Annotated in this window: 12 protein-coding genes and 1 pseudogene; 3 read left to right on the top strand and 10 right to left on the bottom strand. The window is 69.2% G+C overall.

The annotated features are described in order from the left end of the window. Positions 1-54 precede the first annotated feature (54 nt). The 9 genes and pseudogenes from A9X03_RS16265 to A9X03_RS16225 form a co-directional block, all read right to left on the bottom strand. Positions 55-1,332 (bottom strand): annotated as a pseudogene (locus tag A9X03_RS16265) (flavin-containing monooxygenase); the annotation flags it as partial. Beyond that, a complete protein-coding gene (locus A9X03_RS16260) occupies positions 1,329-2,285 on the bottom strand; it encodes an alpha/beta hydrolase (protein ID WP_068261910.1) in 957 nt (318 codons plus the stop codon). The gene A9X03_RS16260 and the pseudogene A9X03_RS16265, both read right to left, overlap by 4 nt. 30 nt (positions 2,286-2,315) lie before the next feature. Next, positions 2,316-2,717: a Zn-ribbon domain-containing OB-fold protein gene (locus A9X03_RS16255; RefSeq protein ID WP_068261907.1), complete on the bottom strand. Its 402-nt coding sequence runs from the start codon at positions 2,715-2,717 to the stop codon at positions 2,316-2,318. A gap of 2 nt (positions 2,718-2,719) precedes the next feature. Further along, positions 2,720-3,922 (bottom strand): thiolase family protein, encoded by a 1,203-nt coding sequence (locus A9X03_RS16250; protein WP_068261906.1) that lies wholly within the window; start codon positions 3,920-3,922, stop codon positions 2,720-2,722. After that, on the bottom strand, positions 3,919-4,317 hold the full coding sequence (locus A9X03_RS16245; RefSeq protein WP_067781024.1) for a MaoC/PaaZ C-terminal domain-containing protein: 399 nt from the start codon (positions 4,315-4,317) through the stop codon (positions 3,919-3,921). Before A9X03_RS16245 ends, A9X03_RS16250 begins: the two co-directional genes overlap by 4 nt. A gap of 52 nt (positions 4,318-4,369) precedes the next feature. Next, on the bottom strand, positions 4,370-4,870 hold the full coding sequence (locus A9X03_RS16240) for a MaoC family dehydratase N-terminal domain-containing protein (RefSeq protein ID WP_067750137.1): 501 nt from the start codon (positions 4,868-4,870) through the stop codon (positions 4,370-4,372). Beyond that, a complete protein-coding gene (locus tag A9X03_RS16235) occupies positions 4,867-5,985 on the bottom strand; it encodes an acyl-CoA dehydrogenase family protein (protein ID WP_068261904.1) in 1,119 nt (372 codons plus the stop codon). Before A9X03_RS16235 ends, A9X03_RS16240 begins: the two co-directional genes overlap by 4 nt. A gap of 3 nt (positions 5,986-5,988) precedes the next feature. Further along, the gene (locus A9X03_RS16230; RefSeq protein WP_067781004.1) at positions 5,989-7,167 is read right to left on the bottom strand and encodes an acyl-CoA dehydrogenase family protein; all 1,179 of its coding nucleotides are present in this window, start codon (positions 7,165-7,167) and stop codon (positions 5,989-5,991) included. 63 nt (positions 7,168-7,230) lie between these two features. Continuing rightward, complete coding sequence (locus tag A9X03_RS16225; RefSeq protein WP_068261913.1) at positions 7,231-8,127, bottom strand: LysR family transcriptional regulator; 897 nt, start codon at positions 8,125-8,127, stop codon at positions 7,231-7,233. Positions 8,128-8,241: 114 nt separating this feature from the next. Here A9X03_RS16225 and A9X03_RS16220 point away from each other — a divergent pair, with 114 nt between their 5' ends. The 3 genes from A9X03_RS16220 (at position 8,242) to A9X03_RS29850 (ending at position 10,106) form a co-directional block, all read left to right on the top strand. Further along, entirely contained in the window at positions 8,242-8,802 is a 561-nt protein-coding gene (locus tag A9X03_RS16220) for a carboxymuconolactone decarboxylase family protein (protein ID WP_231969382.1), read from the top strand. Positions 8,803-8,804: 2 nt separating this feature from the next. Next, positions 8,805-9,788 carry a hypothetical protein gene (locus tag A9X03_RS16215; protein WP_068016565.1) on the top strand — a complete coding sequence of 328 codons (984 nt, stop codon included), beginning with the start codon at positions 8,805-8,807 and terminating at the stop codon, positions 9,786-9,788. A gap of 153 nt (positions 9,789-9,941) precedes the next feature. Further along, complete coding sequence (locus tag A9X03_RS29850; protein WP_197498995.1) at positions 9,942-10,106, top strand: hypothetical protein; 165 nt, start codon at positions 9,942-9,944, stop codon at positions 10,104-10,106. A 12-nt stretch (positions 10,107-10,118) separates the two neighbouring features. On the opposite strand, the gene A9X03_RS16210 is transcribed toward A9X03_RS29850, so the two are convergent. After that, the coding region (locus tag A9X03_RS16210) for an ATP-binding cassette domain-containing protein (RefSeq protein ID WP_156746571.1) at positions 10,119-11,691 on the bottom strand (1,573 nt) is incomplete at its 5' end.

Here is an 11,691-nt window from a genome sequence, read left to right as displayed (position 1 = left end):
GCGCACCAGCGCGGCCACCTACCCGTGCGACGTGTTGATCTTCGCGACCGGCTTCGACGCGCTGACCGGCGCGCTGACCCGCATCGACCCCGAGGGCCCGGGCGGAGTGCGGCTGAGCGACGTGTGGGCCGACGGGCCGCTGACGTTCCTCGGCCTGATGGTGCCCGGGCTGCCGAACATGTTCACCATCAGCGCGCCGGTCAGCGCGTCGAAGCCGGTCGCGAAGATCAACACGTCGCACGGGTAGGTGGCCGCGCTGGTGCGCACCCCGCCGGTGGTGATCGTGTCGATGGGCTCGCGGCGCAGGTTCACCAGCCGGACGTTGTCGCGGTTGAACGTCTCGTAGTAGCCGCCGTCGGTGCAGATGCGCTTCGTCCCGATCGGATGGTCGACCGGGATCAGATCGGCGGCCACGGTGGGGTCGGCGACGATCTCACGGATGCGCTGTTCGGCGAACTCACGGGCGATGTCGTTGGCCGCGAGGTCGGAGTTCTGGTCGGGGAAGGTCTTGGCGAACAGCACGCCGCCCTCGCGCCAGCGCCGCCACAGCGCCTCGGTGCGTTCCCGCGGTTCGGTGTCCACCGCCTTCTTGTGGTACGTGCCGTGGGGCGTGCCCGCGGCCGCGTACGCCGAGGCGCGGCGGCGCTCGGGATATTCCTCGCGGATCCGGCGCTGCTCCTCCGGCGTCCAGGGGCGGTTGGGCATCGGGATGCTGTAGTTTGCCGATCGCTGGAACACCACCAGGCGGTCGGCCTGTGCCGCAACGATCGGAACCGCTTGAATGCCTGAGGATCCCGTGCCGATCAGACCGACCCGCTTGCCGCGCAGGTCCGGGTCGTCGCGCGGCCACGCGGCGGTGAAGTACACCTCGCCCGCGAAGTCGTCGATGCCGGGGATGTCGGGGCGGTTGACAGCCGAAAGGCAACCCGTCGCGCAGATCAGGAATTGCGCGGCGTGGGTCCGGCCGTCTCTGGTGCGGACCCGCCATCGCCCTTGCTCGAACGCGGCGCCGACGACGTCGACCTCGAATCGGTAGTGGCGGCGCAAGCCGAACCGGTCCGCGACGTGGCGCAGGTAGCCGAGGATCTCCGGTTGGGCGGCGAAGCGTTCGCTCCACGTCCAGCTCCGCTGCAACTCCTCATCGAAAGAGTAGGAGTAGTCGACACTTTCGACGTCACAGCGGGCGCCCGGGTACCGGTTCCAGTACCAGGTGCCGCCGACGTCCGGGGCGGCCTCGAGGCCGAGCACCGAGAGCCCCGCCGACGCGGCCCGGTGCACGGCGTACAGCCCGGCGAAGCCCGCGCCGATCACGATCACGTCGGCTTCGGTCATGCCGACTCACAAAGGGTGGGCTGCAGGAGGGCCCGCAGGTCGCCATAGACCAGGTCGCGGGCCGACGCCGCGGGCGGGAAGGACGGAATGGTCAGGAAACCATGGAACAGGTCCGGGAAATCGCGGTGCACCACGCGCACCCCCGCGCCGCGCAATCGACGCGCGTAGTCGCAGCCCTCGCTGTGCAGGGGATCGAGACCGGCGGTGACGATCACCGCGGGCGGCAGACCGGCGTGAGAGCCCGCACGCGCCGGGGCTACCAGGTCGGGCGGATCCAAAAGCGTTTCGCCGCAGAGATATTGGCTCCAATACCACCGCATGGCGGCGGAGGTCAGGAAGTAGCCGGTGGCGCAGCGCAGGTAGCTCTCGGTGTCGAAAGACGGGTCGATGACCGGATATAGCAGGGCTTGCGCGGCCGGCCCCTCGATCCCCCTGTCCCGGCACAGGACCGCGGTGACGGCCGCGAGGTTGCCGCCCGCGCTGTCACCGGCGACCGCGGTCCGCGCCGGGTCGATGCCGAGATCGGGCGCGTGGTCGACGACCCAGCGGAACGCCGCGAAGGCGTCCAGCGCGGCCGCGGGGGCCGGGTGCTCGGGCGCGAGGCGGTAGCCCACCGAGACGACGACGGCCTGGGTGCCGCGGGCCAGGGCGCGGCAGAAACCGTCGTGGGATTCGATGTCGCACAGGACGAATCCGCCGCCGTGGTAGAACACGATCGCGGCCCGGTTGTCCCGGGCGTCGCCGTGCGGGTGATAGATCCGCACGGGGATGTCGCCGGCGGGCCCCGGGATCGACCGGTCCTCGGTGCAGCGGACGTCGTCGATGTTGTTGACGGGCTGGCGCCGCTGGGCGACGGAGATGCGGGCCTGCTCGGCGGTCAGCGTCTCGACGGGCGGGAATCCGGCGTTCAACTCGCGCAGCATCGCCGGGACGACATCAAAAGGGTCGTCCATGTGACGCCTCCGCGCGCATCGGTGGGCCGCTCATGCCGGCCGGTACTTCAACAGGGTGATTCCGTCTTCGGGCAGATCGTAGAACACCGGCTCGACCCGCATGCCGATATGGACGTCACCGGGTTCGACGTCGACCAACTCGGTGCTGAACTTCGGTCCGGCGTCCCACTGCACGACCGCGGGCAGCTGCGGAACCGCGTCCGCCCAGGGCGGCCCGGTCGGCCGCCGGGCGATCGTGAACGTGTACAGCGTTCCGGCGCCGTCGATTTCGCGCCATTCCAGGTCGTCGGCCAACGTTCCCGGGGTGAGCGTGCGCGGATAGAACACGTAGCGCCCGAGCGAGGGCGAATACTGCACCAAGATGCGATGCCGGGTCAGTCCGTCCCAGAAGGGCCACGACACCGGTGTCGGCTCGGGTACGGGGATGCCCACGGTCAGTCCCCCCGCATCAGCAGCGCGACCTGCTCGCTCATGATGCCGCCGTTGCCGGTGACGAAGGCGGCATGGCAATCGGGCACCTGCGCCTCACCGGCCCGGCCCATGATCTGCCGCGCGCCGTCGACGACATGGTGCATGCCGCCGGCCATCCCGGCCTGCCCGAAGGACAGTTGCCCCCCGGCGGTGTTGAGCGGAAAGTCACCGCGGTAGGTCAGGTCGTGGCCGGCGATCCAGGACATTCCGCGGCCCTTGTCACAGAAGCCGGCGTCTTCGAGGCTCATCAGCACGGTGATGGTGTAGCAGTCGTAGATCGACGCCATGTCCACCTCGGAGCGGGTCAGGCCGGCCATCGCGAACGCCCGGTCGGCGGCGCGGGCGATCGGGGTGTGCAGCAGATCCTCGGCGTAGGTGGGGGTCTTGAAGGCGATGTGTTCGCCGAATCCCTTGATCCACACCGGGCGGTGGCGGCCGCGCCGGGCGAGGTCGGCGTTGGCGATCAGGACACCCGCTCCCCCGTGCACCCGCATCACGGTCTCCAGCATGTGGATGGGGTCGGCGATCATCGGGCTGGCGAGGACGTCGTCCGCCGTGATCGGGACGCCGTGGAAGACCGCGCCGGGGTGGGCGCACGCGTTGGCGCGTTGATCGACGGCGATTTTGGCGACCGCCGCGGGGTCGTAGCCGAACTCGGCCGCGTAGCGCTGGGCGATCTGCGCGTAGGGCGCGTTCTGGCCGACGTTGCCGTACGGGATCTCGAATTCCGCCTGCGGCGACCCGTAGTTGTTCGAGGACGCCCCATACCAACTCGGCGTCGGGGGCGGGCGTTTGTCGGACTGCGGCTGCGACGCCGAACCGGGAACCACGGCCAGCACCGCGTCACAGATGCCGAGTTCCACGGCGACCGCGGCCCGCCAGATCATGCCCGCGGCGGTGGCCCCGCCGAGGTCGACGCGCTCGCCGAAATCCAATGCCAGGCCCAGGTATTCGCACAGTGTGGCGGGTGCGAACATCGTCGACTCGGCGACGCCGTGGGTCAGCAGGCCATTGACGCAGGCGGCGTCGATGCCCGCGTCCTCGATCACCAGCTTGGCCAGCAGCGCGTACTGGTCGAGGGTGAACATCGGCGGGCGGGTTGGCTTCCGTTCCGCCGGCAGCTCGGCGATGCCGACGATCGCCGCCTCGCCGCGCAGGCCGGTCACGACGGCGTTCCGCGTCGGGGCAGCTCGACCGTCGCCGATCCGGGCATCAGCACGGTCTCGCCGCGGCGGCCGGCGATGTCGAGGTCAACCAGCCCGGCGCCCGCCCCGGAGAGGCGTTTGCCGGTGACGGTGCCGCCGAAGCTCAGGGGCTGGCCGGGATGGGCGACCGCCCGGTTCTGGACGGAGAAGGACATCAGGCGGCCGCGGCCGCCGATCCAGTCCCCGATGGCCCGGCCGAGCAGCGCGGCCTGCAGCGGACCATGGACCAGCACGTCGTCGTAGCCTTCGACCGTGCGCGCCCAGTCCTTGTCGTAGTGGATGCGGTGGCCGTTGTAGGTGGCGGCACTGAAGAAGAACAGCTGCGTTTCGTCGACGGTCACGGTGAGGTCGGGCATCCGGTCGCCCACCTGGACGTCCTCGTAAAACACTTGGTCGGTCACGACGCTCCTAGGGACGGGCGATCATCGATGTGGACGCCTCGGCGAGCAGGTCTTGATGCTGGTTGCGGTACACCGTGTTCCAGGTGACCAGAACGAATCTGCCGGAGCGGCCCTGCTTTTCGACGATCGACGAGATGGTGCGTACCATTTCGACGTCGTCGCGGTGATAGGCCGGCAGGTGGAAGGTGAAGCTTTCGCCGCCCGCCATCCGCTTGGGCGCGCGGGGAAACGCGAGGCTGCCGGAGACAGCGCCGGACGAACCGTCGGGCCGCAGGGCCTCGAGGTGGGTGACTCCCAGCACGGCGTACTGCAGGAAGAGCGGGGGGCAGACGACGTCGCGAAAGCCGTGCGCCCTCGCGTAATCCGCGTCGAACCACAACGGGTTATGGTCGCCGACCGCCGCCGCCCAGCGTTGCCAGTCGCGCCGGTTCACCTCGCCCGTCGCGGACGCGGCGACGGTGCCCACGCGCGCGGCCGATTCGGCGTCGATCAAGCTGTCCTCGCTCACCGGCCCTCCTCCGAGTCCAACGTCTCCTCCAGCCACGATGCGGCGACGTCCGGCCCGCCACCCCACGTGGAGCCCACACGGGCCCGCTCGGTCCACAGGTGCAGATCGGTCTCGGTGACATAGCCCATGCCGCCGTGCAATTGGTGGGCGTCCAACGTGATCAGCCTCGCCGCGGTCGCGGCGTGCAGGCGCGCGATCGCGGTCTCGCGGGTCGCCACTCGGCCGCGCCCGATCCAGAACACCGCCGCGTGCGCGGCCAACCGGGCCGCCGCCAGCGCGATGTGCATGTCGGCAACCAGGTGCTGAGCAGCCTGGAAAGACGCTATGGGCCGGCCGAATTGGTGGCGCAGCTTGGTGTAGTCGACGGTGCGGTCGATGACGGCCTGCCCGACGCCCACCAGGTCGAGCGATCCCAACGCCACCGCCGTGTTCGCCACGCGGCGCAGTGCCGGCTCGGTGACGTCACCGATCAGCGCGTCGCAGGTGAGCGCGACGTCGTCGAAGCGCAGGGTGAACGCCCGATGCCCGCCCGCCACCGCAAGCGGTTCCACGGTCACACCGGGCGTCGCGGCGCGCACGACGAAGGCCAGCGTGCGACCCTGCGCCGCAGCCGAAGTCACGACGACGTCGGCGACGTCGGCGTCGGCGACGTAGTCCGCGGTGCCGTTCAGCCGCCATTGTCCCGACACTTGGTCGGCGCGGATCGCCCCCGGCACCACGGCGGCGTCGCGGGAGCTCCACAGGGCCGTCGTGCCGCGGGTCGTGCCGCGTGCCAGTGCGGGCAGCCAGGCGGCCTTGGCGTCCGGGGAGCCGAGCTGGTCGATCGCGAGCGCGGATTGGATGCTGCTGTGGATCGTCGTCGGGCACAGGGCGCGCCCGGCCTCGACGTAGAAAACCGCGAGATCGTCCAATGAGCCGCCGGAGCCGCCGTGCTCCTCGGCGATGGCCAGCCCGAGAACACCGGCGCCCGTCAACGCCTGCCACAGCCCCGGGGTGCGGCGGTCCGCGTCCGGTTCGGTCAGCGCGCGCACCAACGGGATCGGGCTCTCGGCGGCCAGCAGGGCGCGCAGCGACGCGGCGAACTCGCGTTGCTCGGCGGTGGGTATCGCTCTCATCCGTCAGCGCCCGTAGCTGGGCATCTTGTGCCCGCGCTGGGCGATGATGTCGCGGAGCACCTCGTTGGTGCCGCCGCCGAAACGCATCAGCGGCGCGGCCCGGTACAGCCGCTCGAACTTGCCGGCCAGCGGCGCCCGCTCGCTGCGGTGCGCCAGTAGACCGTCCGGGCCGAGCACGTCGAGCGCGAGCACCGCGATGCGCTGGCGCAGTTCGCTGGTGAAAACCTTCTCGACGCTGACCTCCACCGACGGGATCACGCCGCTGTCGAGGATGGACGCGGCCTCGTAGCCCATCAGGGTGGCCACCGCGACGTCGGCCTCCGCTTGTGCCAGGCGGCGCCGCAGCGCTGGGCTGTCGCAGGGCACCGAGCCGTCCCGGCGTGGTGCCCGCGCGAGCTCACCCAGCTCCTCGACGGCGCGACGCAGGTCGCCCGCGTTGGTCAGCGCGCCGCGTTCGAGGTCGAGCGCCCCCGTGATGTATGTCCAGCCGCGGTTGACCTCGCCCACCAGGTTGGTGACCGGCACGCGCACGTCGCGGAAGTGGACCTCGTTGGTGCGATAACCCGACCACGCGTACAGCGGGCGGATCGCCACGCCGGGACTGTCGATCGGCACGATGACGACCGAGATGCCGCGGTGGCGAACACCGTTGGGGTCGGTGCGGACGCAGAGCCACTCGTGGGTCGCGCGCTGTGCGCCGCTGTTCCAGATCTTCGTGCCGTTGATCACCCAATCGTCGCCGTCGCGGACCGCACTGGTGCGCAGGCTGGCCAGGTCGGTGCCGGCGTCGGGCTCGGAATACCCCACGGCACAGATCATTTCGCCCTTGGCGATCAGCGGCAGCCATTCGGACTTGTTCTGTTCGGTACCGTGCCGCATGATCATCGGCGCCACGGATGTGACCGTCAGGTCGGGCCCCGGCACGCCCCAGTACTCGAATTCGCTCATCAGCAGATGCAGGTGGATGGCGCCGAGACCGAGGCCGCCGTATTCACGCGGCCAGTTCACTCCGAACCAGCCCTTGGCTCCGATCTTGCGACGGAACCCGGCGACCTCTCCGTCGGGGAACTCCAGGTCGTGCTCGGCGAGCTCGGCGCGCAGCTCGGCGGTGACGTTGTCGTGAAGGAATTCGCGGACCTCGGCCAGCCATGCGCGCTGCCCGGCGTCGAGTTCGAAATCCATTCGGGCCCCTTTGCCGCCGATGTGCAGTCGGAGTCTATAAGCGTGATCGGCGCGCCGGACGCGTTACGCAGACCGCAAATTCGCGGCGAGGTCGAGCAGCCGCGCGACGGCAGGATCCGGGTGCGGGCGGCACACGGCGACGATGCTGGTGATGAGCACGGGAAGGTGGTCGGACAGCGGCACGTAAACCACGCCGGGATGGCGCATGGCCGCGACTTGTTCGGGGACGACGGCGGCTGCCAGTCCCGCGATGGGATAGGACATCATCGCCGAGAGCTCGTCCGTCTCGGCGACGATTCTCGGCTCGACGCCGGCATCCCGAAGTGCTGCGTGAATCCGGGCCGAGATTGCGGGAAGCGACCGTTGGGAAGGAACCACGAGGGGTTCATCGCGGAGGTCGGCGAGCCTGACCGACGGTTCGTGAGCCAGCCGATGGTGTCTCGGCAACACCACCAGCGCCTGCTCGCGCTCCACCTCGGTGACGAGCAGCCCGTCAGCATGTTGAATGGGCCCGCGAGCGAAGCCCAGGTCGAGGCCACCGGAGCGAACGGCGTCGAGCAGACCCATGGTGCGCATCTGAGCGAGGTGCAGTGTCAGGTCGGGCAGCGCGCCGGCGCCGGCACGCATCAAGTTCGGCAGGAATCGGAACGCGAGGCTGACAACGAAACCGAGATCAACGTCGCCGTGGAGGCCGGCCGCGACTCGCTGGGCTCGCCGCACGGCAGCGCGCTGTGCGGCGCTGAGGCGCTCCGCGTCCGCACGAAAAGACCGCCCCGCGGCGGTCAATTCGACCCCTCGAGCGGTGCGGTCGAACAACCTGACTCCCACGGCCCGCTCCAGGCGCTGAATCGCCTGTGTCAATGGGGGTTGAGTCATCGAAAGACGTTGGGCGGCACGCCCGATGTGCCCCTCGTCCGCGACGGCGAGGAACTGCTCCAGCAGCCGGTGGGTAAGTTCCATATGACACATCATATGAACCAGGCCACCGGAAAATATTGGACGAAATCACGTCGCCGCCGTTGACTGGTCGCAGACGCACGTGTCAGCGACCAGTCAAACCCGTGGAGGAATGCGGTGTCTGATTTCGGCACCTTCGGCCGGTTCAATGAAACTCCGGTGACCGCCATGCCCGCCGATATGCGGAAAGCCTTCGAATTCACCCGCTCTCTGCGCGGGATGGTGCCCGGTCCCCACAAGATCTGGCTTGCCAACCCGACGCTATCCAGGACGATCGTGCCGACCGGCGCGTATTTCCAAAATGACTCGACCTTGACCAAAGCGGAGATCGAGATCGCGACCAATGTCGCCAACGGCCACTGGGGTAGCCCCTACGCGAACCACGAACACGAAATCATCGGCGAGCGCGTCGGCCATCTGCACCCACTTCGTGTTCAGGCGCTGATCGCCGGGCTGCCGACGTCGTTCGACGACCCGCGCCAACAAGTGGTGTACGAACTTGCCTGCGCTCTGACGGCCCGGCGCACCATTCCCTTCGGGCTCTACCGCCGGGCCGAGGCGCTTCTCGGCGACGAGGGGATCGTGGACGTCACCGTGCTGCTGGGCTGGTTCACGATGGTGTGTATGACGTTGATTGCCTTCGATGTTCCCGCCGACGCCGTCGGATTGGAGCAATGAATATGGCGCTGGCCCCCCTGCCCGCCGTCGTGCTGACGCCCGTCGCGTTCTTTCCCGAATGGCATTTCCCCGAAAACCTTGCGGTCCGCGCCGACAACTCGCTGCTGGTGACCGACGTCTTGCACAAGCAACTGTGGTGGGTGCCGCCGGCGAATTGCGATGCGGCGGTCCCGCCCGTACTGGCGCACACCTTCGATCACCACATCACCGGCATCGTCGAGGTTGCGCCCGACGTCTTCGTAGTCAACCTCACCGAGGGCTACACCACTCACGAGTCATATTTGGCCCGAGTCGATTTCACGTCCTGGAAGCCGGGGACGCCGCTGACACCGGAGGTGATATACGCCTTCGACGACCGTGTCCGGGCCCTCAACGGCAGCTGCCTTTTGGGACCAAACGTTCTGGCGATCGCCGACTGTTTCGCGGGGCTGATCTGGCGGATCGACCTGGCCGGGAATGCGCGAAGCGCCGCGGCCCGGGTCTGGCTCGCGGATGACACGATGGCCGATGATCCAGACAGCGGCGTCCCTCCCCCACCCCAGCCCGGGGTCAACGGCGTGCGCTACGGGCCGCAGACCGGTTACCTGTACTACACCTCGACTGCGCAGAAGGTGTTCATGCGGGTTCCCGTCGATCGAGCGTCTCTCGACCCGGCCGGCCCGGCGCAGTTCGTCGCCGCCATCGACAATGCCGACGACTTCTGCATCGACGAGGACGCCGGATTCGCCTATGTGACAAGGCATCGGGCCAACACCCTCGACCGTGTGCCGCTCTTGCCGCGGCACGGCAGCGAGGTGCGCCATATCGCCGGCGAACCGTTTGACGAGACTTTGGTCGGCCCGTCCAGCGCGGTCTGGGGGCGCCGGCCCGGGGATCGCGGCCGCGTCGCTTACGTGACGACGGACGGCGGCACCACCGCCAGCCCGGACGGCATCATCAGGCCTCCCGCGGTCCTGCGGGTGGAGCTGGGCCATGCGAAAGATTGACCGCACCGGCGCGCCGACTGTAAATACGCTGTCAAACTCCCGTTAATTCGCATCGGCGCTCTCGCAGTTCGGCGGCACGGCTGCGAAAATTTTGCAATCGGCTGGTCGACGAGGACCAGGACCCTTGCCCGGCCGCAGCCCGAGGGAGATGTCATGCCCACTGTCGAGACACGCCTTCGCGAAGACATGCGCAACTATGCCGTCGAATTGCGGCAACTGGCCTACACGCTTCCGCTCGGTGTGGGCGAGCATGCGCTCCTGCAATTGTCCGACCGGATGCGCGCCGCCGCCGACCAGGTGATCCGCAGGGGCGCCTGACCCGCGGCGGCCTCAGCCGCCCTTGAGCCGGATCTTCCAGCGGACGAAGCTCAGGTAGAAGATGCTGATCACCACCAGCATGGCGATGTCGAACCACCACGCTGCCGGCGTGTGACGCCAGTGCGAGTCCTTGGGGCTGAGCGGACCGGGAACCAGTTTGGGTAGGTCGGCGGTGGAGGCCGAGGCCGCGAAGCCCCAGCGCGCCGGCGTCGCCCAGGACATCTGGTCCAGCCCGACCCGTCCGGTCACGGGGATCATGCCGCCGGAGAACACCAGCTGCGACATGACCGCCACCACCAGCAGCGGCATGATCTGTTCGTTCGACTTGGCGATGGCCGACAGCGCGAGGCCGAGCATGGCGGAGGCCACGCACGTCAGCGCGACGTCGACGAACAGTTCGAGGCCCGGCCGGCCCAGGGCCACCGCGCCCTGGGTGGGACCGCCCTTGCCGAGCAGCACGATGATGGTCACGATCGCCGACTGGATGACCGCGAAAACCGTGTAGACGCAGACCTTGGCCAGCAGGTAGGCGCTGGTGGACAGGCCGACCGCCTGTTCGCGCAGGAAGATCGGGCGTTCCCCGATGAGGTCGCGGATGGTCAGCGCCGTGCCCATGAACACGGCGCCGACGTTGAGCAACACCAGGATTTGCCCGGGCTCGTTGGGCGCGGCGCCCATGGGATTGGGGATTCCGAAGCCGACGTTGCCGGGCACCGACATGGACAGCGATCCCATGATGAACGGCAGCACCGCCAGGAAGACGAAGTAGCCGCGGTCGGAGAAGATCAGCCGGACCTGCCGCCTGGCGATCGTGGAGAACTGCCGGAACAGGCTCGTGTGCGAGGGATCGCCCAGGTCGGCGGGCTGCTGGGCGGGCGGCGGCGGAGGCTGCGGGCCCGTGCGCGCCAGGTAGCGCGCCTTGGACCCGTCCGGATCGCCCGCGACCGTGCTGAAGATGTCCGCCCAGTTCGTCGTCCCCATGGCCGGGCCGATCTGGCTGGGCGGTCCGCAGAAGGCGGTCTTGCCGCCGGGCGCCAGCAGCAGGACCTGGTCGCAGACGTCCAGGTAGGTCAGCGAGTGGGTGACCACGAGCACCACGCGGCCGGCGTCGGCGAGCTGGCGCAGCATCGTCATCACCTGGCGGTCCAGCGCCGGGTCCAGGCCCGAGGTCGGCTCGTCCAGGATCAGCAGCGACGGCCCGGTGAGCAGCTCCAGGGCGACCGATGCGCGCTTACGCTGGCCGCCCGAGAGCTTGTCGACCCGGGTGTGCAGGTGCTGCGTCATCTCGAGTTCCTCGAGCACCCGGGCGACCACCTGGGCCCGGTCGTCCTTGGTGGTGTCCGGCGGCAGCCGCAGTTCGGCGGCGTACATCAACGCCTGCTGCACGGTCAGCTGCCCGTGCACCACGTCGTCCTGCGGCACCATGCCGATCCTGCTGCGCAGCGAGGCGTACTCGGCGTGCACGTTGTGGCCCTCGAACGCCACCGTGCCCCTGGTCGGGTGCGTGTACCCGGCCACCAGGCGGGCGAACGTCGACTTGCCCGCGCCCGAGGGTCCGATCACGGCCGTCAGCGTGCCCGGCTGC

The sequence above is a fragment of the Mycobacterium sp. E1715 genome (assembly GCF_001667625.1).
Classification (GTDB): Bacteria; Actinomycetota; Actinomycetes; order Mycobacteriales; family Mycobacteriaceae; genus Mycobacterium.
Note: the sequence above shows the minus strand (reverse complement) of the source record. Positions and strands in the feature narration are given on the sequence as shown.